Raw genomic sequence first — 26,253 nt, forward strand, 5'->3', positions numbered from 1 at the left:
CTGTTCAGACGCTGTCCCGGCGCGGGAAGCCGGTCAGCGGTTCCCGGCTCTCCAGGGCGGTGACGTCGCCGGGATCGGCGCCGATGTAGACGGCGCGGGCGACGCGGCGCATCACCTTGCCGTTGCGGGTCTTCGGCAGGGCCGCGACCGCGTGGACGGCCTTGGGACGGGTGGCCTTGCCCTCGCGGGCCACGATCGACTGCTCCAGGCGCGGGAGGACCTCGGCCGGGTCGGCGTCCCCGGTGAGGACGACGAAGCAGACGAGGGCCTCGCCCTTGAGGTCGTCGGGGACGCCCACCGCGGCGGCCTCCACGACGGCGGGGTCGTCGACGAGGAGGGACTCGATCTCGGCGGGGCCCACGCGCTTGCCGGCGAGCATGATGGTGTCGTCGGAGCGGCCGAGCAGGAACCAGTGGCCGTCGGGGTCGACGTAGGCGAAGTCGCCCTGCTGCCAGTTGCCGGGGAAGCGGCTCCAGTAGGTGGACAGGTAGCGTTCCGGGCCGTCCCACAGGCCCTTGGTCATGCCGGGCCAGGGGGCGCGGACGACGAGTTCGCCGACCTGGCCGCGGACGGGGCGGCCGTCGGGGTCGAAGACGTCGGCGGCCATGCCGAGCGAGGGGGCGGAGAAGCCCGCCGGCTTGATCGGGCGGTGCACGGAGCCGCTCACGATGGAGGCGCCGCATTCGGTGCCGCCGCTCATGTTGACGATGGGAGTGCGGCCCTTGCCGACGTGGCGGAAGCACCACCACCAGGGCTCCAGGTTCCACGGCTCCCCGGTGCTGCAGATGACCCGCAGGTCGGGGAGCGCGTGGGCGTCCGGCCACCGGTCACCGAGACCGGCGAGGACCCGGATGAGGGTGGGGGAGACGCCGAGCGCGGTGACGCGGTGACGCTCGACGACCGACCAGAGGCGGTCGGGGGTGGGATGGTCGGGCGTGCCCTCGTACAGGACGGCGGTGCCGCCGTTGGTGAACGCGGCCGTCACCACGTAGGCCCCCATGACCCAGCCCATGTCGGTGACCCACATGAGGCGCTCGCCGACGTCCATGCCGAAGCCGTGCCTGGCCTCCTGCGCGAACTTGAACGGCAGCCCGGCGTGGGTGTGCAGGCAGCCCTTGGGCCGGCCGGTGCTGCCGGACGAGTACAGCAGGACGCAGGGGGTCTCGGCGTCGAAGACCGGGGTCTCGGTCATCGGCTCGGCGGCGGCCGTCGCCTCGTCCCACCACTCGTCGCGGCCGGGCACGAGCGGGATGTCGCGGCCGAGACGGCGGACCACGAGCACGGTGCGCAGGCCGGGGGCGTCGGCGGCGGCCTCGTCGGCGGTCTCCTTGAGCGGCACGAGCTTGCCGCGCCGCTCGAACCCGTCGGCCGTGACCATGAGCTTCGCCCCCGAGTCGAGCAGCCGCTCGCGGACGGGTCCGGGGCCGAACCCGCTGAAGAACGGGGCCACGACGGCGCCGATCTTCGCGGCGGCGAGCATGACGACGGCGGCCTCCGGCACCATCGGCAGGAACAGCGCGACCACGTCGCCGGCGCCGACCCCGCGCGCGGCGAACGCGCCGGCGGCGCGGTCGATCTGCTCCTTCAGCTCGCCGTAGGTGAGGGTGCGCACCGCGCCGTCGTCGCCCTCCCAGACGATCGCCTCGGCCCCGGCGCGGCCCTCGTCGATCCAGCGGTCGACGGCGTAGTCCGCCCAGTTGAGTCCGCCGCCCTTGAACCAGTGCGGGAACTCGGGGCCGTCGGACAGGTCGAGGACCTTCTCGTACGGGCGCCGCCAGCGCAGCCCGACGTCGTCCGCGGCGGCGGCCCAGAACCATCCTGGGTCGGCCGCGGCGCGGTCGGCGACCTCGTCGACCGAGGTGAGGCCGTGCCGGGCGGCCATCCGGCCGAGCGGGGTGCCGGGGAAGGCGGCGGGGTCGGGCTCCCACGCGATGGGGAGCCGGTTCAGCTCGTCGACGTTCACGGGAATCTCCGGAAGGCGGGCGGGGTCATTTGATCGCCAGCGGGTTCAGCGGGGACCCGACCGCCTTGGTGAACGGCAGCGGCCCGGCGGCGAACATGAACTCGTAGACGCCGTCGGCGGCGCAGTCGTCGGCGAGCTTCTCCAGGTCGAAGATCTCGCCGATCAGCAGGCCGGCGTTGACGAGCAGCACGATGTGCACCGGCTGGAAGATCTCGTCCGTCTCGTTGGGCCGGACCTCCATGCCCCAGGTGTCGGTGGCGACGCCGGCGATCTCGTTGCCGCAGATCCAGTGCGCGGAGTCGAGCGAGAGGCCGGGGGCGTCGCCGGCCGCGTAGTCGCCCCACGAGCCCCGCGCCCGGCACATGGCGATGTGCCCGGTGCGGACCAGGACGAAGTCGCCGCGGCCGACGGTGACGCCCTGCGCCTCGGCGCAGGCGGCGAGTTCGGCGCTGTCGATGCCCTGACCGGGCTCCAGCCACGGCACGCCGCGGTGGCGGGGGATGTCGAGCAGCACCCCCCGGCCGACGACCTTCTCGGTGGTCAGCTCGATGCCGCACTTGCCCGCTCCGGTGCTGGAGACGTGCTCCTGACCGAAGCCGTTGTACATCTTGCCCTCGTAGAACACGTGCGACAGGGCGTCCCACTGGGTGCCTGACTGCAACGGCATGTAGACGGCGTCGTCGGCGTAGCGGAGCCTGGCCATGTGGTCCTGGGCGCCGATGGCGGCGTCGCCGCCGTCCTGCAGCATGAGGTGGATCGGGTTCACCCGGCCGCCCCAGCCGTTCTGCGGGCCGTCGCCGTCGTACGGCAGCGCGCAGGAGATCACCTTGCCCTGGCGGACGAGCGCGGAGGCGGCGACGACCATCTCCGGCTCGATGTAGTTGAGCGTGCCGATCTGGTCGTCGGGGCCCCACTTGCCCCAGTTGCGGTATCGCTCGCACAGGGCGTGGACGTCGTCCAGCGTCACCTTTCCGCGGCCGTCCCCGGCGGTGCCGGTGCTCACGTCAGTGCCGGTGCTCACGTCAGTGTCGGTGCTCACGTCAATGTCTCCCCATCGTCGCGGAACGGGACTCAGGACTGCGCGGGCAGCGTGCCGAAGCGCTGGGCGAACCAGTCGGCGATGAGCTGCCGGGCGGGGTCGGGCTCGTCGGTCTGGCAGTGCTCGGCGCCGCCTTCCGCGACGGTGAAGATCCGCAGGGTCTTGTCGGCCGAGCCAGCCGCCTCGTACGCCTTGTGCGCGTCTTCGACGGCGACCTGGCGGTCGTTCTCGCCGTGCACGATCAGCAGCGGCTGTGTGAGCTTGGGCAGCACGTCCACGAGCGTCCACTGCCGCACCCGCTCCAGGCCGGCCTCCATCGTGTCGGTGCCCATCACCCAGGGGAGCTGGAACCACGGCACCGAGACCGTCTTGGACCGGGTGGCCCAGCGCTTCTCCCAGGTGGCGCCCCAGTCCCAGATGCCGCCCCAGGCCGCGCACGCCTTGATCCGCGGTTCGAACGCGGCCGACCGCGGCGCGTAGTAGCCGCCGAGGCTGATGCCCATGACGCCGATGCGGTCGGCGTCCACGTCCGCGCGGGTCTCCAGGTAGTCGATGACGGCCCCGGTGGGGACCTCGTAGTCGGGCCGGGAGGGCACGTTCCGCAGCCGGAGCGGCTCGCCCACGCCGGGGCTGTCCATCACCAGGCAGGTGATGCCGCGGCGGACGAACTCCTCCTCGACGAAGCCGTACAGGATCTCCTTGGTGACGTCGAAGCCGCCGTAGAAGATCACGACGGGGGCGGGCTCGGCGGTGCGGGCGGGGATGAGGTAGCCGGGCAGGACGCCGTCGGGGGAGGGGACCTCGATGCGCTCCACGTTCAGCGGCGCCAGCTCGACGGCCTTCTCGAACGCGTCGAGCGCGGCGCGGTAGCTGGCCGTCTTCTCGGGGCCGGGGGCGATCTGCCGCTCGCCGCTGGCGTGGTAGACCGAGGCGCGCAGATAGCGCAGGCCCGCGCTGCGGCGCAGCCCCGCCTGGAGGTCCTTCTCGGCCTGCTCCTCCTGCTGGCCGGCCATGCCCGCCCACGCCTTGCCCCAGGCCTCGGGCTCGGGCTCGCCGTCGCGCAGCGGCGCGAGCCAGCGGTGCATCTCACCGAGCGAGCCGCCCGCCATGAGGGCGAGGTTGAAGGCCGATGACCACATGTAGTTGTCCGGGAAGTAATAGAACACCGTGCGGGCTCCGTTCACGTGCGGTGGGGGCAGAGGGCTCCACGAGCCACCTCATCCGGCCCGCGTTACCACCGTCGTTATGGCCCTGCCGGGATCCGCGGAGGCGGCCCGGGTGACGCCCGGAGAATGCCCGGGTGGCACGATCGGTGCCTGGCGAACGACCGCCCTAAGTGATCTCTATGGGGATATATCGCCCAAATGACATTAAATGGCCAAGAAGTCTTGACTTTGGTCGTCCCGTACCACTTTATGGAGAGACCACACCGCCGTAACGCGGGGATTTCGGCGGCCTTGCGTGACGTTACACTTCCGTGAACTGAGGTCGGCATGATCTTGAGTCACAAGGTCCTCCCCCCGGGACTACCACGTGGCACCATCGCCCGAGACCGCCTTGACGAGCAGTTCGCCACCCTCCTCGATGTCTACGAGACCATCGTGATCTTCGCCGCGGCAGGGTCCGGCAAGACCGTCCAGACCCGGATGTTCGCCGCGCGGTTCGGCTGGCCGCTCGCCTGGCTGACGCTCGACGCCGGCGACCGCAGCCCGTCCCGGCTGATGACCTACCTGGCCAAGGCCCTCGCCGAGGTGAACCCCGAGGCGCCGCGCACGGTGGAGACCGCGCTGGAGGAGGGCTTCCCCGCGGCCGAGGTCGCGGCGATGCTCGCCGAGGGCATCCACGACACGTCCCTGCTGCTCGTCCTGGACGACTGCGAATGGCTGGTGGAGGCGGACGAGGCGGTCGACGCGCTCGGCGTCTTCCTCGACTACCTGCCGCCGAACGTCCGCACGATCATCCTCAGCCGCGAGGACCTGGGCGGCCCGATCGGCCGCATGATGCTGCAGGGCCGGATCGCCCGGGTGAGCGGCGAGGACCTGGCGCTGAGCATGGACGAGGCGCGCACCCTGCTCGCCGCGCACGGCCAGGGCGGCCGGGACCCGGCGCCGCTGATGGAGGCCACGAAGGGCTGGATCGCCGCGGTGGCCTTCGACATCGTCCCCGGGCTGCAGTCGGGGAACGGGCCGGACGTGCTGGCCGGCTTCGTCTCCCGGGAGATCCTCGCCCGCCTCCCTGAGGAGGAGCAGGACTTCCTGCTGCGTACGTCGATCCCGGCCGGCGTCACCGCAAGGGCCGCCGTCGCACTCTGCGGCGAGAAGGGCTACCGGCTGTGGCAGTCGCTGGGCTCGCGGCACCTGCCGGCGACCAAGGTCGACCGGGCGCTCGTCTACCACCCCCGGTTCCGGCAGCATCTGCGTGAGCAGTTGCAGGCCCGCCTGCCCGGGGAGCTGCCCGAGCTGCAGAGCCGCTACGCCCGCCTGCTGGAACAGTGCGGCATGCACGAGGACGCCGTCGAGACCTACCTGGAGGCGGGAGAGCTGGAGAAGGGCGCGGACGCGGCCGAGCGCGCCGTGGCCGCGCTGGCCGCGCGCGCGGACTGGCAGGTGCTGCTGCGCTGGCTGGAGGCGTTCGGCCCGGCGGCGGTCGAGTCCCGTCCGGTCCTGCTCGGCGCCGCGCTGCGGGCGCTGTACGGGGTGCGGCGCATCCCCGAGGCCCAGGCGCTCATCCTCCGGCTGCACCAGGAAGGCGTGCTCAGCGACGTCGCCAAGGCCGACCCCGGTGCGGTGGCGTTCGTCGGTTACGCCATGCAGTGGCGCCCGGCCGATGCCCTGGAGCTGGTGCGCGGCTACGAGGGCGACTTCCGGGCCGAGGCGGTCCGCTACGAGCTGGAGGCGGTGGCGGGCCGCGAGCCGGTGCCGCCGCCGCCCGGCCGCGACTGGGTGGACAGCGAGCGCGTCTACTCGTGGGGACTGCTCGTGCAGGGGCGGCTCGACCAGCTCCTGCGGATGCTCCCCGACGAGGGGGACTGGCCGCCGCGCTCCTTCTTCCGCACCCCCCACCCGCTGCTCGCCCTGGTGTGGCGGGGCGAACTGGCACTCGCCCGCGAGCTGCTCGACGAGGTGCCCGAGGCGATCAAGTTCGGCGCCCACACCGACCTGTGGTTCTTCCACGAGGCATGGCTGCTGTGGGCCGAGGGGCACGTCGAGGAGGCGCTGGCGGCCGCCGAGGCCGCGGTCGACCACAGCCGCAGGACCCTGTTCGGCTGGGAGCCCTGCTTCGAGGTCGTGGTCGGCGTCCTGCAGCTCGCGCTGGGCCGGGTGGACGACGCCCGCATGACGCTCGCCGACGCGATCAGCCGTTCGGCGGCGAGCGGCAACCGCTGCTACGCCGAGTGGGGCCAGACCTTCCAGGGGCTCGCCTACCTGCGCATCGACCGGCCGGAGGACGCCGCCCGGGTGCTGCGCACCGCCACCGAGGCGATGCGGGCGGCCGGCCGCACGCTCATGCTGCCGTTCGCCGCGGCCTACCTCGCCGAGGCCGAGGCCCGGCTGGGGCGTGCCGAGGCGGCGTCGGCCGCGGTCGAGCTCGCCTACGCGACCGCCAGCTCGATCGGCTGCCTGTTCGTGCTCAAGAACGCGCTGAACGACGTACCGGGCGTGCTGCGCCGCCAGATCGAGAACGACGCCGGCGGCACCCGCTGGCGTCAGCTCGTCGGGCAGCAGCCGCCGGAGGTGCGCAAGCGGCAGCCGGCCGTCCCCTCCGAGCGGGTGATCGTCGTGGACGTGCACACGCACGGCCCGGTGGTCGACCTGATCGTGGACGGCGTGCCCCGCTGCTCGCGCCGCACCAAGGTGCTGGAGCTGGCCGCCTATCTCGCGCTGCACCCGGAGGGCGTGGAGCGGCACCGGCTGCAGGAGCGCCTGTTCCCCGACGCGGACCCGCGCCGCGGCGGCAACTACTTCCGCCAGGTGGTGCACAAGCTGCGCCAGGCGACGGGGGTGAACCTGTCCAGGACCGCGCACGGTCACGTCCGCTGGGCGGACGGCCTGTACGTGGACAGCACCGACCTGCGCTTCGAGCGGATGATCGGCGAGGCGTACCGGCTGCGGGGCGAGGAGCGGCTGGACTGCATCGAGTCCACGCTGGAGATGGTCGAGGGACCTTACCTGCCCGAGAGCGAGCTGGAGTGGGCCGAGGAGCGCCGTCACGAGCTGGAGGTGATGATCGTGAACGCGGCGGTGGACGCGGCCCAGGTGGCGGTGTCCCTGGGCTATTTGGAGCGTGCCAGGCAGGCCGCCACGTTCGCGATCAACCGCGACCCGTTCTGCGAGTCCGCCTACTGCGTGCGGATGCGGGTGGAGGGGGCCCTGGGCTCACCGCACGCGGTCCTGGCCGAGTTCCAGCGGCTCACCACGGCTCTGGCCGAACTCGGGGTCGAGCCGACCCCGGCGACCCGGCAGCTCGTCCGCGAGCTTCGGGCGACCTGACCGCGGGCCCGACCCGCGCGAAAACGGTGCGGCGGTGGCCGGAGGGGGCCGCCGCCGCACCGTTCGCCGTCAGGAGGTGACGAGGCGGGGGATGTCGAGGCCGAACAGGTCGATCGCGTTGTCGTGGGTGATCGCGGACACGACGGCGTCGTCCACGTCCTGGAAGTCGTGGGCGACCTGCTCCTGGGCGAAGGGGAAGTTGCCCTCGGTGTGCGGGTAGTCGCCGGCCCACATCAGGCGCTTCTCGTCGAGCATGGGCAGGGTGAGGATGCCGGGGCGGTCGTCCTCGAAGGTGGCCCAGAAGTTGCGGTTGAAGTACTCGCTGGGCTTCATCGACAGCTCGGGCACGGTCCAGCGGTGGTGGTCGGTGAACATGTGGTCCATCGTGTTGAGCTGGAAGGCGATCCAGCCGATGCCGCCCTCCACGAGGATGAACCGCAGGTTCGGATGCCGCTCCGGCACGGCCCCGTAGACGAGCTGCATGAACACCCAGCCCAGGCTGATCTTGTTGCCGATGGCGGTGGTCCAGAACACGCCGGGCGTGGTCTTGTCGTTGAAGATGGCGACCTGACCGGCGGCCTGGTGGAACCCGACGGGCACCCCGATCTCCTCCAGCACCGCCCACAGCGGCTCCCAGTGGGCGTCGCCCCAGGCCATGCCGGGGACCGCCTGGGGGAGGAGGAAGGTCTTGGCGCCGCGCGCGGCCCAGCGCTTCGCCTCCTCGATCGCGGGCTCGACCGGGCCGTTGCCCACGGGGAGCGCGACGGCGCCGATCAGCCGGTCGGGGGCGTGCGAGCAGAACTCCTCGAACAGCCAGTCGTTGTAGGCGCGGACGCAGGCGACCTTGAGGTCGAAGTCCGGGATGCTGTGCACGATCAGCCAGCCCGGATAGACGACCTCGGCCCGGACGCCCTGGCTGTCCTGGTCCTCCAGGCGCGCGACCGGGTCGTACGCGCCCGCCCGCTGGTCCTCGAAACGGTAGCCGGTGGGCTTGGTGATCACGCCGTTGATCTTGGTGTTGATCATCGCGCCCTCGGTGCCGACCGGCTTCGGCGACATCCCCGTGTTCGGCACGATGAAGTAGTCGCCCTGCTCGGTGGACTGCACCTGCGGGGCCTGGTGCTGGAAGCGTTGCGGCAGCCTCTTGAGCCAGAGGTCCTTCGGCTCCACGACATGGGAGTCGACCGAGATCAGCGGACGGGGGTTACCGGTAGACATCGTGAGCTCTCTCCAGGTGGTGGGCGGTCGTCGGATCTGTTCCGGCTGGTGCGGGGCACGCTAGGCGGCGCACCGTTAAGCCGGTCGTTATCGGGAGGTGGCGGACGCGCCGAGCCGGTCGGCCAGCCACCGGTTGATCTCGGGTACGGCGATCGACAGGTTGTCCATCTGGCAGTGCTGCGCGCCGCCCTCCTCGGCGGTGAAGATCCGCAGCGTCTTGTCCGGCGAGCCGCACGCCTCGAAGAGCAGGTGGGCATCGGACACCGGCACCTGCTGGTCGTCCTCGCCGTGCACGAGCAGGAACGCGCCCTTCATCCGGGGCACCACGTCGGCCAGCCGGAAGCCCTCCAGGACCTTCAGCGCCTCCTGCGTGGAGCCGGTCCCGGTGGACCACACCAGGTGCTCGCCGGGCACCGGGAGCTGCTTGGCGAACGCGGCCTCGATGCGCTCGCTCCAGACCCGGTGGTAGTCCCAGATCGCGCCCCAGGCGGCGCACGCCTTGAACCGGGGGTCCATGCTCGCGCTGCGCGAGGAGTAGTAGCCGCCGAGGCTCAGCGCGAGCACGCCGATCCGCTCCGGGTCCACGTCGTCGCGGCCCTGCAGCCAGTCGGCGGCCGCGCTGCCGGCCACCTCGTAGTCGTGCCGCAGGGAGACGCCGCGGAAGCGCACGGCCTCACCGACGCCGGGGCTGTCCAGCGACAGCACCGAGACGCCCCGGGCGAGCAGGTCCTCGACGCCGAGGAACCAGTTGTGCTCCTTGTTGCCGTCGAAGCCGCTCATGAACAGCACGGCGGGCGTCCGCTCGCCGGGCGAGCGCGCGGCGGAGACGAAGAAGCCGGGCAGCGCCGTGTCCTCGTACGGGACGTCCACGTACTCGACCCGGTACCGGTCGTCGAGCTCGGCGGACAGCCGGAAGCAGTCGACCATCGCGCGGTAGGCGTCGAGCGCCTCGTCGTCCTTGGGGAAGCGGAACCGCTCGGCGGCGAAGTAGTAACTGGTCGCCCGCCGGTAGTGCGCCATGGCGGCGCGCCGGTCGCCGAGCTCCCGCGCCTCCTCGGCGAGCGCCCGGACCTGGTCGCCCATGGCGCGCCACTCGCGGAACCAGCGCTCGTCGTCCCCCACGTGCCCGGCGAGCCGCCGGCATACCCTGTCGACCTCGCCGACCTCGGCGCCGCCGGCCGGGATCACGGCGAGCACGAGCATGACGTTGTACGACCATCGGTAGTCCTCGGGAAACTGCGCGTGCCATTCGGCCTGGCGGATCGCGGCTACCACGTGTGTCCTCCTGTACGTTCCGGGTCAGAGATCGCGGGTGGGCGTCAGAACAGCCGGTAGGCGCTGCGGTAGAACAGCAGCGGCGCGGCCTCGGTGTCGGCGTCGAGATCGAGCACGCGGCCGAGCACCACCGTGTGGTCGCCGGCCTCGTACGTCTCGACGATCTTGCATTCGATGTGCGCGTGCACGTCGCGCAGCACGGGCGCGCCGGTGATGCCGGGGGTGTGCGTCACGCCCGCGAACCGGTCGCCCTTGCGGGCGAACGCCCGGGCCAGCTCCTCCTGGCCGGCCGCGAGCACGTTCGCGCAGAAGTGCCCGGCGGCGCGGATCGCCGGCCACGTGGACGAGGTGTGTGCGGCGCAGAACAGCACCAGCGGCGGGTCCAGCGACACCGACACGAACGAGTTGACCGCCATGCCCACCGGCGGCCGGCCGGGCTGGGCGGCGGTGATCACGGCGACGCCGGTCGCGAAGCAGGCCATCACCCCGCGCAGGTCGTCGCGGGCGATGCCCGGGAGCGTGCTCACAGTCCCACCCCGTCCGCGTACCGGGCCCGGTGCCGGTCGGGGTCGCCGAACAGCAGCGCCGACGACATCGCCCGCTTGACGTACAGGTGCGCCGGGTGCTCCCAGGTGAATCCGATGCCGCCGTGGACGTGCACGTTCTCCCCCGCGACCATCGTGTAGGCCTCCGAGCAGTACGCCTTGGCCAGGCTGGCGATCACGGGCAGCTCCGGCAGGTCCTCGCCGGCGGCGTACATCGCGTAGTGCGCCGCGGACCGAGCTGTTTCGACCGCCATGAGCATGTCGGCGCACTTGTGCTTGATCGCCTGGAACGACCCGATCAGCCGGCCGAACTGGCTGCGCACCTTCGCGTACTCGACCGCCATCTCCAGGCACCGCTGCGCCCCGCCGACCTGCTCGGCGGCGAGACCGGCGGCGGCCAGGTCGAGCACCCGCTCCAGCACGGGCCCCGCGCCGCCCTCGGGCCCGATCAGCCTGGCCGGGCTGCGGTCGAACTCCAGCACCGCCTGCCTGCGGGTCTGGTCCATGGTGGGCAGCGGCTTCCGGGTCACCCCGGCGGCCTCCCCGAAGACCGCGAACAGCGACAGGCCGGCGCCGGTCCTGGCGAAGACCAGCAGCAGGTCGGCCACGTGCCCGTCCAGGACGAACGACTTGACGCCCGTCAGCCGCCAGATGCCGTCCTCCACGGCCGCGCGCGCCTCGACGTCCTCGCCCCACCACGACCCGGAGCGCTCGGCGAGCGCCACCGTGGCGATCGTCTCGCCGGCCGCGATGCCCGGCAGGAAATCGTCCTTCGCCTGCTCGTCACCGGAGTGCAGCAGCGCGTTGGCGGCGAGCACCACGGTGGAGAAGAACGGGGCGCACATCACCGCCCGGCCCATCTCCTCCAGCACCACGCCGAGTTCGAGGAAGGTCGCCCCCGAGCCGCCGAAGCGCTCGGGCAGGGCGAGCCCCTGCAGGCCGAGCTGCTCGGCCATCTGCCGCCACACCAGCGGGTCGTAACCCCGCTCGTCCTCCATGAGGCGGCGTACCTGTGTCTCCGGTGAGACGTGCTCAACGAACGACCGCACGCTCTCCCGGAAGTCCTCGTGCTCCTCGGCGAGGCCGGTGAACGACGCGGTCGCGTCGGCTAGCTGTTGAAGTCCGCTCATGTCAGGGGACGGTAGGCCGCGGGCGTGCACCGGCCATGAGCGGCGGAAGCCGTAACGCCCGCAGTAACTCCTCGCGCGCAAGAGTGCGGCTGGTGCCGACGCCGGTGCGTACCCCGCCCCGAGAAGGAGGAAATTGCCGTGGATCTCAGCTTCGACGGTCGTGTCGCCGTCATCACGGGAGCAGGTGGAGGGCTCGGCCGGGCCCACGCTCTCGAACTCGGGCGCCGCGGTGCGAAGGTGGTCGTCAACGACATGGGCACGTCCCTGTCCGGGGACGGGGTGGAGCAGGACCGCGCGGCGATCGTGGTCAAGGAGATCGAGGAGCTCGGCGGCATCGCGGTGGCCGACACGAACTCGGTCGCCACCGTGGCCGGCGGCCAGGCCGTGATCGACACGGCGCTGTCCGCGTTCGGCCGGGTCGACGTCATCGTGAACAACGCGGGCATCCTGCGCGACAAGACCTTCCACAACACCAGCCCCGACGACGTGGACCCGGTGCTCGACGTGCACCTGAAGGGCGCGTTCAACGTCACCCGCCCGGCCTGGGCGCACTTCAGGGAGCAGGGGTTCGGGCGGGTCGTGGTGACCTCGTCGTCGGCCGGGTTCTTCGGCAACTTCGGCCAGTCGTCGTACGCCGCGGCGAAGCTCGCCCTGGTCGGCCTGATCAAGGTGCTCGCGATCGAGGGCCGCAAGTACGACATCAAGGCGAACGCGATCGGCCCGGTGGCGCAGACCCGCATGACCGAGGGCTTCGACAACCCGCTCGCGGACCACCTGGACCCCGCGCTGGTCTCGGCGGTGGTCGCGTACCTGTGCCACGACTCCTGCGAGCCGTCCGGCGAGATCCTCAGCGCGGGAGGCGGGCGCGTGGCGCGCGTGTTCGTCGGCGTCACCCGCGGATACCTGAACGGCGACCTGACCGCCGAGGACGTCCGCGACAACCTGACCGAGATCTTCGACGACGCCGGCTACGTGGTGCCGGAGAACAGCATGGCCGAGATGACCCTGCTCGCCAAGATGCTGGGGAAGTGAGATGACCGCGCAGCGCCTCCGCCCGGCCTCCCTGACCGGGCGGCGCCTGTCGAGGACGCAGATCGGCGAGTGGATCGACATGGCGGCCAAGCGCTCGCCGAACCGGGACTGCTTCGTCACCCCGTCAGGCACGCGCACGTTCGCCGAGGTGCGCGACCGGGTGCACCGGCTCGCCTCCGGTCTGCAGGCGATGGGCCTGGCGCAGGGGGACCGGGTCGCCGTGCTCGACACCGACTCGCCGGAGTACGTGGAGACCTTCCTCGCCCTGTTCAAGCTCGGGGCGGTCGCGGTCCCGCTCAACTTCCGGCTGTCACCCGCGGAGGTCACGACGCTGCTGCGCAGCTCCGAGGCGTCCTGGATCTTCGTCGGGGACCGGTACGCGCCGGACGTGCTGGCGGCCAGGGACGACCTGGAGCATCTCGACCACGTCGTGGGCTTCGGCGGGAGCGAGGGCACGACGCCCTTCGAGGAGGTGCTCCGGCGCGGGGCCGGAGGCGCGCCGCGGGAGGCGGTCGTCGACGACGAGGACATCGTCGCGCTCGCCTACACCAGCGGCACGACCGGCCTGCCCAAGGGCGTCATGCAGTCGCACCGCATGTGGAAGACGATGGTCTCCAACGCGGTCCTGGAGTACCGCTTCCTGCGGGACGAGTTCCGCTACTCGGCGTCCCCGCTCTACCACGTCGCCGGGCTCAGCCTCGTGCTCAACGCGATCTGCCGCAGCTCGGCGTCCCTGATCGTCCCCCAGTGGGATCCGGCGGAACTGCTGCGGTGGTGCCGCGAAGGGCTCACCGACGTGTTCCTCGTCCCCACCATGATCAGCGCCCTGCTCCGGCAGCCGGATGTGAGACCGGACGACTTCGCCACGCTGCGTTCCGTCTTCTACGGCGCCGCGCCGATGTCGCCCGGCCTGCTCACCCAGGCCATGTCGATCATGCGGTGCGACTTCTACAACGGCTTCGGCGCCGGCACCGAGGCGGGCATGCAGACCGTGCTCACCCCCGAGGACCACGTGCGCGCCCTCGACGGCCACCCGCACCTGCTCGGGTCGGTCGGCCGCCCCGGCTTCAACATCGACCTGCAGATCTGGGACGCCGCCGGCAACGAGGTGCCGGTGGGCGAGGTCGGCGAGATCGTCACCCGCAGCGACATGGTGATGAGCGGCTATCACGGGCAGCCGGAGAAGACCGCCCAGGTCGTCTCCGGCGGCTGGTTCAAGGGCGGCGACCTCGGCTACCTCGACGAGGACGGCTATCTCTACCTCGCCGGCCGCAAGGACGACATGATCATCCGGGGTGGCGAGAACGTCTACCCGCTGGAGATCGAGACCACCCTGTTCGCCTACCCCGGTGTGGTGGAGTGCGCCGTGGTCGGCGTCCCCGACCCGCACTGGGGCGAGACCGTGCGGGCCCACGTCGTGCTCGCCGAGGGGACCGAGGCCACGCCGGAGGACCTCCAGCGGTTCTGCCGCGAGCGCCTGGCCAAGTACAAGGTGCCCGACCACATCCGCGTCCACACCGAGACCCTGCCCAAGAACGCCAGCGGCAAGGTGCTCCACCGCCTGCTTCGGGAGCAATCGTGAACGACCAGCGCCGGAACCCGGACGAGACCGCGTTCCAGGACGCCGTCCGGGCCTTCCTCGACACCCACGCCAAGCCCCTGCCGGAATGGGAGGAGGGCTGGGGCAACGGTCCCGACGAGCTCAGCGCGGGCGCGGAACCGACCCGCGAGGAGGAGCTGAGCATGGTCGCGGCCGCGGTGGCCTTCCGCCGCGAGCTGTTCGACGCCGGCTTCGGCTGGCTCACCGGCCCCGTGGCGTACGGCGGGGCCGGCCGGGACCAGCGCTACCAGGAGCTGTTCGACGAGGTCGCGGCCGACTACGAACTGCCGTCCGAGGCCTGCTTCATCGTCGGCCACCACATCGTCGCCCCGACGCTGCTCGCCTGGGGCACGCCCGAGGTGAAGGAGAGGTACCTGCGGGCGCTGTACCGGGCGGACCTCCTCGCCTGCCAGCTCTTCTCCGAGCCCGAGGCCGGCTCCGACCTCGCCGGCGTGAAGAGCAGGGGAGTCCGCGACGGCGACGGCTGGCGGGTCTCCGGGCAGAAGGTGTGGACCTCCGGCGGTCACTACAGCGACATCGGCGAGATGCTCGTCCGCACCGACCCGGACGCGCCCAAGCACGCCGGGCTCACCATGCTGATGGTCGACATGCACGATCCGGGGGTCGAGGTCCGCCCGCTGCGCCAGCTCACCGGCGGCGAGGCGTTCAACGAGGTGTTCGTCGACGACGTCTTCGTGCCCGACAGCCACGTGCTCGGCAAGCCGGGCGACGGCTGGAAGGTGGCGATGACCACGCTCGGCAACGAGCGGGCGTCGATGGGCTACCGCACCGCCTCGCCCGCCACCGACCCGGTCGAGCGGCTGCTCGGTCTCATCCAGCACTTCGGCCTCGACGGCGACCCGCACATCCGCCAGGAGTTCGCGCGGATCGCGATCCGGCGGGACGTGATCCGGTGGACCGCCGCCCGCGCCGCCGGCCGCGGCGAGCCGGGGGCCGAGGCCTCGATCATCAAGCTGATGGACTCGGAGAACGTCCGCGCCATCGGCGAGCTCGCCGGCCGCGTGCTCGGCCCGCGCATGACGGCCGACACCGGCGAGTGGGGCACCTACGTCTGGGCCGAGCTCGCGCTCAGCGCGCCGTCCCGGCGCATCGCCGGCGGCACTGACGAGATCATGCGCAACATCATGGCCGAGCGCATCCTGGGCCTGCCCCGCGAACCCCGCCCTTCGACCTGACACCGCGGGCGCGCCGCCCGCAGGCGGCGCGCCATCCCTTCGCGCATCCGAGGAGACAACACATCCATGGCTGACCGTACGCCAGTGATCGCCGGCATCGGCCTGAGCGATTACCCCAAGGCACCGCACCTCGACGCGGTCGGGCACCACGTGCTCGCCACCCAGCGGGCGCTCGCCGACAGCGGCCTGCGCAAGAGCGACATCGACGGGTTCATGTGCGCCCAGGGCGACTTCGCCCAGCCGGACAACGCCGGCACCATGGCGGAGATCCTGGGCATCAACCCCCGGTACTTCGACGGCACCGCCGTCGGCGGCTCCAGCTTCGAGCTGCACGTCCAGCACGCCAAGGCGGCGATCGAAGCCGGCCTGTGCGAGACCGTGCTCATCGTCTACGGCTCCGACCTGTACACCAAGTCGGGCACCAACCCCGGCTTCGGCGCCAAGAAGCCGGGCGAGCAGGTCGCGGGCGTGCTGCAGTACGAGGCGCCCTGGGGCAACACCCTGATCGGCGCGTACGCGATGGCCGCCCAGCGGCACATGCACGAGTACGGGACCACCTCCGAGCAGCTGGCCGCGATCGCCGTGGCCTGCCGCACGCACGCCGGGCTCAACCCCAACGCCCAGTACCGCAAGCCGCTGACGGTCGAGGACGTCGTCAACTCCCGCATGATCGCCGACCCGCTGCACCTGTTCGACTGCTGCGTCGTCTCCGACGGCGGCGGCGCGGTGATCGTCACCACCGCCGAGCGCGCCCGCGACCTGCGCCAGCCCCCGGTCCACATCCTCGGCGCGGCGTCGGCCCAGACCCACTGGAACATCAGCCAGATGCCCGACTACACCCGCACCGCGGCCGAGCGCAGCGGCAAGGAGGCGTTCGCGCAGGCCGGTCTCACCCCCGACGACGTCGACACCGTACAGCTCTACGACAGCTTCACCATCACCGCGCTGCTCATGCTGGAGGACCTGGGCTTCTGCAAGAAGGGCGAGGGCGGCCCGTTCGCCGCCTCCGGGGCGCTCCAGCTCGGCGGCAGCCTCCCGATGAACACCGACGGCGGCGCGCTCAGCTCCTGCCACCCCGGCATGCGCGGCATCTTCCTGCTCATCGAGGCCACCAGGCAGCTGCGCGGCCAGGCCGGCGACGCCCAGGTGGCGGGCGCCGAGGTGGCCCTCGCGTGCGGCTCGGGCGGCTGGCTGTCGGCGATGGGCACCGTGATACTCGGAAAGGACAAGGCATGACGAACGTGACCACCCCGCCGACGGAGGGCCGGCCGGTCCCGCTGCTCGACGCGGCCGGCCGCCCGTACTGGGAGGCCACCCTCCGCGGCGAGCTGCTCGTCCAGGAATGCCCCGGCTGCGGCCACCGCCAGTTCTACCCTCGCCAGATCTGCGTCGAGTGCGGTGACACGCCCGGCTGGCTCACCACGGAGGGCCGGGGCACCGTGCACACCTTCTCGGTGGTGCGCCAGCAGGGGGCCTACCCGTTCAACCAGTGGACCCCGTACGCGGTCGCCGTCGTCGAGCTCGACGAGGGCCCCCGCATCATGGGCAACGTGATCGGCTGCGAGGTCGACGAGGTGCGCATCGGGATGCGGGTCGAGGTCGAGTTCGTCCCGCTGAACGAGGAGGCGTCGCTGCCGTTCTGGCGACCGGCGGCCACCTGAGCCGCTCCCCGGCAACGCGGAAGCCGGGAGGGGATTCCCCTCCCGGCTTCCTCGTGTCCGGGGCGCTCAGGCGAGCGCGGGCACCGGCGGCTCCGGCAGCACCGGCATGCGCAGGGAGAGCCACTCGGCGATCAGGTCGAGGGCGGGGGCGGGGTCGTCCGACTGGATGTGCTCGGCGCCCCCGTCGGCGGCGGCGAAGACGTGCAGCCGCTTGTCGGCGGAGCCCGCGGCCTCGAAGGCGCGGCGCGCGTCCGCGACCGGGATCTCCCGGTCGTTCTCGCCGTGCACGATCAGCAGCGGCTGCGTCACGCGAGGCCAGACGTCGGCCAGCGTCCACAGTTCCAGCCGCTCCAGGGCCTCCTCGATCGTGCCGGTGCCCGTCACCCAGGGCAGGAACCACGACGTCGGCTCGGCCTCGGCCTCGTCCCAGCGCCGCCGCCACAGCGCGCCGCAGTCCCAGCTGCCCGCCCACGAGACGCAGGCCGAGACCCGCGGCTCGAACGCCGCCGAGCGGGCCGCGTAGTAGCCGCCGAAGCTGACGCCGAGCACGGCGACATGCCGCGCGTCCACGTCGTGGCGGGCCTGGAGGTGGTCGATGATGGCCGCGGTCGGCACCTCGTAGTCGGGGCGGGACGGCACGCCGCGCAGCCGGATCAGCTCCCCGGTGCCCGGGGTGTCGATGACCAGGCAGGTGATGCCCCGGCGGGCGAACGCGGCGCCCACGGTGGCGTAGAGCATCTCCTTGGTCAGGTCGAGCCCGCCGTACACGATGACCACCGGCCGCGGGTCGGCGGCGTCCGGCGCGATCAGGTAGCCGGGCAGCGTGCCGTCGGGGGAGTCGACGTGGACGCGCACCAGCGGCAGGGCCCCACAGTCCATGGCGTTCCCGAAGGCCTGCAGGGACGCGGCGTAGCTCTCCGACTTCGTCGGCCCCGGCGGGATCTGCCGCTGGGCGGTCGCGTGGTACACCGACGCGCGCAGATACCGCCGGCCGGCCGCCGCCAGGTATCCGGCGCGGACGTCGCCCGCGGCGAGCGCCTCCTGCTGGTGCGCCATGCCCGCCCAGGCGGCCGCCCAGGCGTCCAGGCCCGCCTCCGGCGTGTCCCGGAGCGGGCCGAGCCAGCGCCCGATGTCGGCGAGCGAGCCGCCGGCCATCAGGGCCAGGTTCACGCTCGACGACCGGACGTGGTCGCCCGGGAAGAACTCGAACACGGCGACTCCTCATGGAACGGTATGACAACGCGCGGCCGGGGCCGTGCGGTTCTCTCTGGTCAGTACAGTACAAGCGGTTGCATTACGGATGGCGTTACCCGGCGCGCCCGCCGCCGCGCGGCAGGCGCGGGCCGGCGCGCCGGGCGGGTCAGGTGGTGGCCCACTGCGCCCGCGGACGCTCCTGCGGGCCGGACAGGCCGCCGATCTCCGGGTAGACCTTGGTGGCCATCAGCTCCATCTCGCGGATCAGGTCGTCGGTCGGCTGCTGCGCCCAGTGCCAGATCAGCACGGAGTACTCGTACGGGACCTGCTCCCACTCGGCGGCGAACTGCGCCTTCGCCTGGTCGACGGTGCCGCCGAGGAACAGGCCGGAGTCCTTGATGGCCTGCACGACGTCCCCGTTCACCGGCATCTTCTTCTTGAAGAACTTCGCGTAGAAGTTCTCGAACATGTCCGCGTCGTAGTCGCGCAGGGCCTGGTCGTACGCCGCCGCGGACTCGGTGACGTGCGGCCAGCGCACGGGCGCCTGGTTCGCGCCGAGCGGCACCGGGTGGCCCACCTTGGCGGCCTCTTCGGCGTAGATCTTCGCGAACTCCTCGGTCTTCGCCGCGGGGGAGAAGCTGGTCACGACGAAGCCGTTGCGCGCGCAGTACCGGATCGACTCCTCCGAGCTCGACGACGCCACGAACACCGGCGGGTGCGGCCGCTGGTACGGCGGCGGCGTGACCGAGATCTTCCGGATGACGCCGTTCTCGTCGACCTCGTCCACCGCGCCCATCAGCGACGCGGTGTCGGTGGCCGGATAGGTGGTGATGCCGGCGTCGTACGGGAACGGGACCTGGTACTTGGCGCCGTTGAAGTCGAAGGAGTCCTCGGTCCAGGCCTTGAGCATCAGCTCGACCTGCTCCTCGAAGATGACGCGGTTCTCCTTGTCGGCGGAGCCGCCGTCGGAGAGCGTCGCCGGGGTGCCCAGGTGCTGGCCCAGCACGTCGGTCCAGCGGGACTGGTAGCCGCGGCTGACCCCGGCCCAGAACCGGCCTTCGAGCATGTGGTCGAGCATCGCGCACTCCTCGGCGACGCGGATCGCGTCATGGGTGCCGAGCACGTAGCCGTTGGTGCCGACGTTGATCCGGCTCGTGTGCGCCGCGAGCCACGCGTTCACCACGCCGGGCGACGGGGCCACCTCGTAGCCCTCGGAGTGGAAATGATGCTCGATCCCGGCGATGCCCCAGTAACCCAGGTCCTCGGCGGCCTTGGCGATCCTCGCCCAGTCCCGCATCACCTTCTGGAACTCGTCCCGATCCCGCCCGAGCGGGCGCCGGGCGGCACGCCCCGCGGCACCGCCTTCGGCCGGAATGACCGGATAGAGCTGCACGATCGCCTTGACACTCAAAATCTCGCTCCTCAGCAGCTGGCTGACAGAATCCTTCGCCGTCATCCAACGGGCGCGCAGTTACCGGGCCGTTCCGCGCCGCCGTTAATGAGGGAGTAACGGCCTCGGAAATAGAACCTGCCGCACGACAAACCCGGCAGCCGGCCATGATCTACGGAGGGTTCCAGATGAGGATTTGCCGCTTCACGCCGCACGGCTGGCCGGACGCGGAGGTGCGCGCGGGGGCCGCGGTGGGGGCGCTCGACGCGCCGGTCATCGTCGACCTGGCCGCGCTGCTGGCCTCCGAGATCGTCGCCGACGGCGGCGAGCCCGGCCGCGCCGCGGAGCTCGCCCGCGCCACCTTCCCGGGGAGCACGGTCGCCCTGCTCGGCTCCGGCGGACGCGCCCAGCGTGAGGCGGAGCGGCTCCTCGGCGCGCTCGGCGACCCTGAGGCCGCGCGGCGGGAGACCGGCCCGCTCGGCCCGCACGCCCACGCGCGCGAGGCGGTCCGCCTGCTCGCCCCCGTCGACCGCCCGCCGGCGCTGCGCGACTTCTTCGCCTTCGAGGACCACATGGTCAACGCCCTGCGCAACCTGGGCAGGGAGGTCCCGCCGGCGTGGTACGAGGCGCCCTCCCACTACGTGACCCGCAGCGCGTCGGTGTTCGGCCCTGACGAGGTCGGACAGTGGCCGGCGTACACCGAGAAGCTCGACTACGAGCTGGAGTTCGCGATCGTCATCGGCAGGAGCGGCCGGGACATCCCGCCCGAGCGGGCCTGGGACCACATCGCCGGGCTCACCATCTTCAACGACCTGTCCTGCCGCGACGTCCAGCGCCGCGAGATGGGCACCGCGGTCGGCCCGGCCAAGACCAAGGGCTTCGACCGCGGCTGCGCCACTGGGCCGTACCTCGTCACCGCCGACGAGATCCCCCGCCCCTTCGAGGCCGGCATGCGGGCCTTCGTCAACGGCGAGCTGTGGTCGCGGGGCTCCGCCGGGTCGATCCACTGGTCCATCGAGCAGATCGTGGCGCACGCCTCGGCGGGGGAGACGCTGCTGCCCGGCGACATGCTCGGCTCCGGGACGGTCGGCACCGGCGCCGGGATCGAGATCGACCGCTGGATCAAGCCGGGCGACGTCATCCGGCTGGAGATCGACGGGCTCGGCGCGCTGGAGACCCGCGTGGAGCGCGCGGGGGAATCCTGATGCGCCCGGCGATCCTGCGCGAGCGGGACGTGCCGATCCCGCTCCCCGACGGCGTCGTGCTCCGGGCCGACGTGTACCGCGACCCGGCGGCGGGACCGCGGCCGGTGCTGCTCCAGTACACCGCCTACGACAAGGCGAACTGGGCCTCCGTCTACGGCGTGATCAACCCCGAGCGGGCGGTCGACCACGGCTTCGTGGTCGTCGTGGCGGACGCCCGCGGCCGGTTCCGCTCAGGCGGCGACGAGCCGTTCCGCCCGTTCGCCGGCTCCGGCGAGGACGCCGCCGCGTGCGTCGGCTGGGCCGCCGCGCAACCGTGGTCGAGCGGCCAGGTCGGCATGTACGGGGCGTCGAACAACGGCGTCCCGCAGTGGCAGGCGCTGCGCCGCCGGCCGCCCGCGCTGCGCACGATCGTGCCGCACTTCACCGCGTCCGAGTACGACAGCGGCTGGGTCTGGCGCGGCGGCGCGTTCCAGCTCGGCTTCAACCTGTGGTGGAGCCTGGCGAACCTCGCCCCTGACCAGCTCCGCCGCGCGGCAGCCCGCGACGGCGCCGCCGCGCACCAGGACACGGCGCGGGCGCTCGCCGGCGCCCTGCGCGACCCGGACGCCGCCTTCGGGAGGCTGCCGCTGACGGACGCGCCCGCCCTGGACGGCATCGCACCGCACTACCGCGAATGGCTCACCCACCCGCCCGGCGACCCGTACTGGCACGCGCTCAGCGCCCGTGACGCGCTCGCCGCGACCGACCTGCCCGTGCTGCACGTCGCCGGCTGGTACAACGTCCACCTTGACGGCAACCTGGCCGCGTACGAGACGATCAAGGCCGCGGGCGGCCCGGCGGCCGAACGGCAGCGCCTGATCATCGGCCCGTGGACGCAGTGGTCGCCCGCCCTGTTCGGCGACGCCTGCGGCCCCGAGCGGCGCTTCCCCGCCGCGATCGACATGGAAGGACTGCAGCTCGCCTGGTTCGCCCAGCATCTGTCCGGCGCCGGCGGTCCCGAGCTGCCGCCGGTGCGCGTGTTCGTCATGGGCGTGGACGAGTGGCGCGACGAGCGGGAGTGGCCGCTCGCCCGCGCCCGCGCCACCCCCTGGTACCTGCACAGCGGGGGAGCCGCCAACTCCCGCCACGGCGACGGCCGCCTGTCCCGCACACCCCCCGAGGGGCCGCAGCCGCCCGACACGTTCCGGTACGACCCCCGCGACCCCGTGCCCACCCGCGGCGGCGCGACCTACCTGCCCAACCCGGCGGCGAACTCCGGCCCGATGGACCAGAGCGCGATCGAGGACCGCGACGACGTCCTCGTCTACAGCAGCGACCCGCTGACCGGCCCGGTCGAGGTGATCGGCCCCGTCCACGCCGTCCTGCACCTGGTCACCGACGCTCCCGCCACGGACGTGACGGCGAAGCTCGTCGACGTCCACCCCGACGGCCGGGCGTTCCTGCTCTGCGACGGCATCCGGCGGGTGACCGCGGCGGAGGTCGCCGCCGCCGCGTCCGGGCCGGTCCGCGTCGAAGTCGACCTGATCGCCACCGGCAACGTCTTCCTGCCGGGCCACCGCATCCGGCTGGAGGTCTCCAGCAGCTCGTTCCCCAAGTACGACCGCCACGCCGGCACCGAGGACGGCACCGCCACCGCGCCCGAGGACCTGCGCCCCGCGCGGCAGACCGTCGTCCACGACGACCGCCACCCGTCGGCGCTCGTCCTCCCTCTCGTCCCCGCCGAGGACCCGGCCGAGGAACCCGCCGAGGAACCCGCCCCGTGACCTGTAGCGGCGGCCCGGTAACGGAGTCGCCGCAGGCCACTCCGCCGTGGCCGCCCCGATCGTCCGCCCCCGCCCGCGCGCCGGTAACGATGCCGATAACGGCGTTCGGGTGAGGTCGAGCAACGCACGCGAATCCCGCCTAGGAGTTTCGATGCCCCCCACCTGTGCCACCCGTGCCGCCCGTGCCCTTCGGATCCTCGCCGCGACAGTCCTGTTGGTGACAGCCGGAGCGTGCGGCGCCGGCGAACCCCCCGCCGTCACGCCCGAGACGAGCACGGCGGGCGCCGCCGGGCCCGAGGTGGACAAGGTGACCTTCAGCGGCGTCACCGCCAACGCCGGCAACTGGGCCATCCAGGTCGGCGTCGAGTTCGGCATCTTCAGGGAGCACGGCCTGGACGTGTCGATGATCTACTCGCAGTCCAGCCCGAACGCGCTCGCCGCCATGATCGGCGGCTCGGTGCAGTTCACCTCCACCGTGTACGACGCCGTCGTCCTCGCCCACCAGAAGGACCCGCGCGTCATCGCCGTCGCCGAGGGCTACCGGTCGTACCCCGAGTATCTGGTCGTGCCCAAGGAGGTCCGGTCCTTCGAGGACCTCAGGGGCGCGACGTGCGGCGCGCAGAACCCGGAGGGGATCGGCGACGCCCTCTACCTGTCGAAGATGATGGAGCACGGCGGCAAGCTGAAGGTGGGCGCCGACTTCAAGCTCACGAACGTCAACCTCAACGCCGGCCCCGCCCTCGCCGCCCTGCAGTCCGGCCAGATCAAGTGCATCGCGGTGCTGCCGCCCACGTCCACGCTGCTGGAACGGCAGGGCTACAAGATCCTGTACGACCTGCAGCAGGTGCCCGAATACCAGGACCTGTCCTTCTTCGGCATCATCGCCCTGAAGAACTGGGTCGCCGAGCACCCCAACGCCACGCGCGCCTTCCTCAAGGGCTATCTCGCCTCCATCGCCTTCCTCTACGACCCGGCGAACAAGGACCGGGTGATCGACCTGCTGGCCAGGAACGCGCAGGTCGAGCCGGACGTGGCCGAAGCCTCCTACACCTGGGTGACCTCCGGGGCGTACCCGCGCGACGGCGTCATCGCCGACGAGGTGATCCCCCGGACGATCTCCTTGATGAAGTCCGGCGGCTCCCTGGACGCCTCCGTGCCGTCCGACATCGCGGGACTGATCGAGAACTCCCACGTCAAGGCCGCCTTCGACGAACTCCCCGACTCGGTGAAGAACGGCCCGGGCCCCAAGGGCCTGCTTCCCGCGGGCCAGACGGCGGCATGAGCGGGGTGACCTCCCGCGAGCGGCGGGCGCGGCACACCACCACGCCCCCCGCGCCGGGGCCGCGCCGGCGGAAGGGCTCCGGCCGCCGATGGCGCGGCTACCGGGCCATCGTCAGCTTCGCCGGCTTCCTCGTGGTCTGGCATGTCGCGGCCGAGTATCTCGTCGCCAACCCGCTCTTCCTGGCCGGACCGATCAGCACCGTCCAGGCGGTCGGCACGATGTGGGCGGACGGGACGCTCCAGCAGGACCTGCTCGTCAGCGCGGACGAGTTCCTCAAGGGGTTCGGCGCCGGGCTCGTGGCCGGGGTGCTGCTCGGGCTGCTCCTCGGCACCAGCCGCCGCGCCAAGGACTACATCGACCCGCTCATCAACGGGCTGTACGCGACCCCGCTCGTCGCGCTCGCGCCGCTGTTCATCCTCTGGTTCGGCATCGGCGAGACCAAGACCGTGCTCCTGGTGTTCATGCTCGTCGTCCTGCCCATCGCGATCAACACCGACGCCGGGATCCGGGCGACGGACCCGCAGCACCTGGAGGCGGCCCGGTCGTTCGGCGCGAGCCGCCTGCAGCTGTTCACCATGGTCCGGTTCCCGACCTCCGTCTCGTTCCTGGTCGCCGGCATCCGCATGGGCATCGGGCGCGGGCTCATCGGCGTCGTCGTCGGCGAGCTCTTCGGCTCCCAGAGCGGCCTCGGCTACCGGATCCTCGTGTCCTCTCAGTACTTCCAGACCGACGTGCTGCTCGCCGGGGTGCTCATCTTCTCCGTCACCGGCGTGCTGCTCGTCAAGATCTTCGAATGGTTGGAACGGCGGGTCGCCCCCTGGCAGTCAGGCCAGGGATGACCCGCACCCACGACAGGGAGACCACGGCTATGCCGACCGACGAACCCCAGGGCCTGATCCCGATGCTCCCCGTCGAGGAGGCGGCGCGGATCGCCGTCGAGGCGGGCATGCGCGAGGAGATGTCGAGCATCTTCTTCTACCGGCTGCTGCTGAACTCGCCGCAGTCCGCCCGCGTCGAGAACGAGATCAACGACCGCATCCTCTGGGAAGGGAGACTGACCCGCAGGCCCGAGGCGACCCGGCTGCGCGAGCTCGCGATCATGCGCGTGGCCTGGGTGACCGGCTCCACGTACCTGTGGGCGCACCACTACGCGCCGACCGTCGACGTCGACCTGCCGGGCAAGCGGCCCGCCGACGTGCTCGGCGTGCGCGAGGGCGCGGCGTACGAAGGATTCGGGCCCGCAGAACGCGCCGTGATGCGCGCGGTCGACGAGATGGCCCGCGACGACCGGGTCTCCGAGAAGACCCTGGGCGACCTGAAGGAGGTGCTCGCGAACGACGGCGAGGTGGTCGAGATCTGCTACGTCATCGCGATCTGGCGGGCGCTGACCATGCTGATGGACACCTTCCAGGTGCCGCTGGAACCCGGCTACCAGCCGTGGGCGCCCGACGGCCGGCGGCCCGGGGAGGAGGGGCGGTGAGCAGGTTCGAGGAGTACCGGGACCGCTTCGGCGACGTGCGGATGGCGCGGGAGGACGGCATCCTCCAGGTGACCCTGCACACCGACGGCGGATCGCTGAAGTGGTCGGAGCGGGCGCACCGCGAACTGCCCGAGGCGTTCCGGCAGATCGCCACCGACCCGGACAACCGCGTCGTCATCCTCACCGGCAGCGGCCCCGACTTCCTCACCGAGATGGCGTTCGAGAAGCGCAACACCACCCCGCAGGGCTGGGACCGGGTGGCGCACGAGGGGCGGCACATGCTCTTCGACCTGCTCGACATCGAGGTGCCGATCATCGCCGCGGTGAACGGCCCGGCCACCGAGCACGCCGAGCTCGCCCTCCTCTCCGACATCGTCCTCGCCTCGGAGACCGCCGTCTTCGCCGACCACCAGCACGTCGTCGCCGGGGTGGTGCCCGGCGACGGCGTCCACGTCGTCTGGCCGTGGCTCCTGGGCATGAACAGGGCCCGGCACTTCCTGCTCACCGGGCGCACCATCGGCGCCCGCGAAGCCCTGGAACTCGGCCTGGTGGCGGAGGTGCTGCCACCGGACCGGCTGCTCGACCGGGCCTGGGAGCTCGCCCGCGAGCTCGCCGCCAACACCACGCTCATGCTCCGCTACACCCGCGCGTGCATCACCATGCTGATCCGCCGCGAGCTGCAGTTCGGTCTCGCCCACGGACTGGCCCTGGAATCCCTCGCCGCCGTCGACGCCCGCTCTTTCTCCCAGGATGCCCGCGACTGACATCGGCCGTGCCCGGCCGCTCCGGG

Annotated in this window: 21 protein-coding genes; 12 read left to right on the forward strand and 9 right to left on the reverse strand. The window is 72.0% G+C overall.

The window, feature by feature from the left end; genetic code table 11:
• Window positions 1–4: 4 nt before the first annotated feature.
• Genes ACZ6YG_RS20935 through ACZ6YG_RS20945 form a run of 3 tightly spaced genes read right to left on the reverse strand, consistent with a single transcriptional unit; the run spans window position 5 to window position 4,168 of the window.
• Window positions 5–1,963 (reverse strand): AMP-binding protein, encoded by a 1,959-nt coding sequence (locus tag ACZ6YG_RS20935; protein ID WP_466018942.1) that lies wholly within the window; start codon window positions 1,961–1,963, stop codon window positions 5–7.
• A gap of 25 nt (window positions 1,964–1,988) precedes the next feature.
• A complete protein-coding gene (locus ACZ6YG_RS20940) occupies window positions 1,989–3,002 on the reverse strand; it encodes a cyclase family protein (RefSeq protein WP_466018943.1) in 1,014 nt (337 codons plus the stop codon).
• Window positions 3,003–3,034: 32 nt separating this feature from the next.
• Window positions 3,035–4,168, reverse strand: coding sequence for an alpha/beta hydrolase family protein (locus ACZ6YG_RS20945; RefSeq protein ID WP_271279670.1), 1,134 nt, complete (start codon window positions 4,166–4,168; stop codon window positions 3,035–3,037).
• A gap of 327 nt (window positions 4,169–4,495) precedes the next feature.
• Between ACZ6YG_RS20945 and ACZ6YG_RS20950 the strand changes: the two genes are divergently transcribed.
• Window positions 4,496–7,492 carry a winged helix-turn-helix domain-containing protein gene (locus ACZ6YG_RS20950; RefSeq protein ID WP_466018944.1) on the forward strand — a complete coding sequence of 999 codons (2,997 nt, stop codon included), beginning with the start codon at window positions 4,496–4,498 and terminating at the stop codon, window positions 7,490–7,492.
• A 69-nt stretch (window positions 7,493–7,561) separates the two neighbouring features.
• Here the strand turns inward: ACZ6YG_RS20950 and ACZ6YG_RS20955 are convergent, their stop codons facing one another.
• The 4 genes from ACZ6YG_RS20955 to ACZ6YG_RS20970 form a co-directional block, all read right to left on the reverse strand.
• A complete protein-coding gene (locus tag ACZ6YG_RS20955; protein WP_466018945.1) occupies window positions 7,562–8,710 on the reverse strand; it encodes an amidohydrolase family protein in 1,149 nt (382 codons plus the stop codon).
• 87 nt (window positions 8,711–8,797) lie between these two features.
• Window positions 8,798–9,985 (reverse strand): alpha/beta hydrolase family protein, encoded by a 1,188-nt coding sequence (locus tag ACZ6YG_RS20960; protein WP_397197265.1) that lies wholly within the window; start codon window positions 9,983–9,985, stop codon window positions 8,798–8,800.
• A 44-nt stretch (window positions 9,986–10,029) separates the two neighbouring features.
• The gene (locus ACZ6YG_RS20965) at window positions 10,030–10,512 is read right to left on the reverse strand and encodes a flavin reductase family protein (protein WP_261808478.1); all 483 of its coding nucleotides are present in this window, start codon (window positions 10,510–10,512) and stop codon (window positions 10,030–10,032) included.
• Window positions 10,509–11,660 (reverse strand): acyl-CoA dehydrogenase family protein, encoded by a 1,152-nt coding sequence (locus tag ACZ6YG_RS20970; protein ID WP_148030961.1) that lies wholly within the window; start codon window positions 11,658–11,660, stop codon window positions 10,509–10,511. The genes ACZ6YG_RS20965 and ACZ6YG_RS20970 overlap by 4 nt, the downstream gene beginning before the upstream one ends.
• A gap of 138 nt (window positions 11,661–11,798) precedes the next feature.
• Between ACZ6YG_RS20970 and ACZ6YG_RS20975 the strand changes: the two genes are divergently transcribed.
• The 5 genes from ACZ6YG_RS20975 (at window position 11,799) to ACZ6YG_RS20995 (ending at window position 17,149) form a co-directional block, all read left to right on the forward strand.
• Entirely contained in the window at window positions 11,799–12,692 is an 894-nt protein-coding gene (locus ACZ6YG_RS20975; RefSeq protein ID WP_148030962.1) for an SDR family NAD(P)-dependent oxidoreductase, read from the forward strand.
• Window position 12,693: 1 nt separating this feature from the next.
• On the forward strand, window positions 12,694–14,274 hold the full coding sequence (locus ACZ6YG_RS20980; protein ID WP_466018946.1) for a class I adenylate-forming enzyme family protein: 1,581 nt from the start codon (window positions 12,694–12,696) through the stop codon (window positions 14,272–14,274).
• Window positions 14,271–15,488, forward strand: a complete 1,218-nt coding sequence (locus tag ACZ6YG_RS20985) for an acyl-CoA dehydrogenase family protein (RefSeq protein ID WP_187281100.1) — start codon at window positions 14,271–14,273, stop codon at window positions 15,486–15,488. The genes ACZ6YG_RS20980 and ACZ6YG_RS20985 overlap by 4 nt, the downstream gene beginning before the upstream one ends.
• A 66-nt stretch (window positions 15,489–15,554) precedes the next feature.
• A complete protein-coding gene (locus ACZ6YG_RS20990; protein ID WP_148030965.1) occupies window positions 15,555–16,724 on the forward strand; it encodes an acetyl-CoA acetyltransferase in 1,170 nt (389 codons plus the stop codon).
• Window positions 16,721–17,149: a Zn-ribbon domain-containing OB-fold protein gene (locus ACZ6YG_RS20995; protein WP_148030966.1), complete on the forward strand. Its 429-nt coding sequence runs from the start codon at window positions 16,721–16,723 to the stop codon at window positions 17,147–17,149. Before ACZ6YG_RS20990 ends, ACZ6YG_RS20995 begins: the two co-directional genes overlap by 4 nt.
• Before the next feature lie 66 nt (window positions 17,150–17,215).
• Here ACZ6YG_RS20995 and ACZ6YG_RS21000 read toward each other — a convergent pair whose 3' ends face one another.
• A complete protein-coding gene (locus ACZ6YG_RS21000; protein WP_148030967.1) occupies window positions 17,216–18,361 on the reverse strand; it encodes an alpha/beta hydrolase family protein in 1,146 nt (381 codons plus the stop codon).
• Window positions 18,362–18,509: 148 nt separating this feature from the next.
• A complete protein-coding gene (locus ACZ6YG_RS21005) occupies window positions 18,510–19,754 on the reverse strand; it encodes an LLM class flavin-dependent oxidoreductase (RefSeq protein WP_187281101.1) in 1,245 nt (414 codons plus the stop codon).
• 167 nt (window positions 19,755–19,921) lie between these two features.
• On the opposite strand from ACZ6YG_RS21005, the gene ACZ6YG_RS21010 reads away from it, so the two are divergent.
• The 6 genes from ACZ6YG_RS21010 (at window position 19,922) to ACZ6YG_RS21035 (ending at window position 26,227) form a co-directional block, all read left to right on the forward strand.
• Window positions 19,922–20,938 (forward strand): fumarylacetoacetate hydrolase family protein, encoded by a 1,017-nt coding sequence (locus ACZ6YG_RS21010; protein ID WP_271279434.1) that lies wholly within the window; start codon window positions 19,922–19,924, stop codon window positions 20,936–20,938.
• Window positions 20,938–22,701, forward strand: a complete 1,764-nt coding sequence (locus tag ACZ6YG_RS21015) for a CocE/NonD family hydrolase (RefSeq protein ID WP_466018947.1) — start codon at window positions 20,938–20,940, stop codon at window positions 22,699–22,701. The genes ACZ6YG_RS21010 and ACZ6YG_RS21015 overlap by 1 nt, the downstream gene beginning before the upstream one ends.
• Before the next feature lie 217 nt (window positions 22,702–22,918).
• Window positions 22,919–23,983, forward strand: coding sequence for an ABC transporter substrate-binding protein (locus ACZ6YG_RS21020; protein ID WP_466018948.1), 1,065 nt, complete (start codon window positions 22,919–22,921; stop codon window positions 23,981–23,983).
• The gene (locus tag ACZ6YG_RS21025) at window positions 23,980–24,822 is read left to right on the forward strand and encodes an ABC transporter permease (RefSeq protein WP_466018949.1); all 843 of its coding nucleotides are present in this window, start codon (window positions 23,980–23,982) and stop codon (window positions 24,820–24,822) included. The genes ACZ6YG_RS21020 and ACZ6YG_RS21025 overlap by 4 nt, the downstream gene beginning before the upstream one ends.
• Window positions 24,823–24,851: 29 nt before the next feature.
• Window positions 24,852–25,463, forward strand: coding sequence for a carboxymuconolactone decarboxylase family protein (locus ACZ6YG_RS21030; protein WP_466018950.1), 612 nt, complete (start codon window positions 24,852–24,854; stop codon window positions 25,461–25,463).
• Entirely contained in the window at window positions 25,460–26,227 is a 768-nt protein-coding gene (locus ACZ6YG_RS21035; RefSeq protein ID WP_466018951.1) for an enoyl-CoA hydratase/isomerase family protein, read from the forward strand. Before ACZ6YG_RS21030 ends, ACZ6YG_RS21035 begins: the two co-directional genes overlap by 4 nt.
• Window positions 26,228–26,253 lie beyond the last annotated feature (26 nt).

It is taken from the genome of Nonomuraea sp. NPDC054003, from assembly GCF_055585125.1.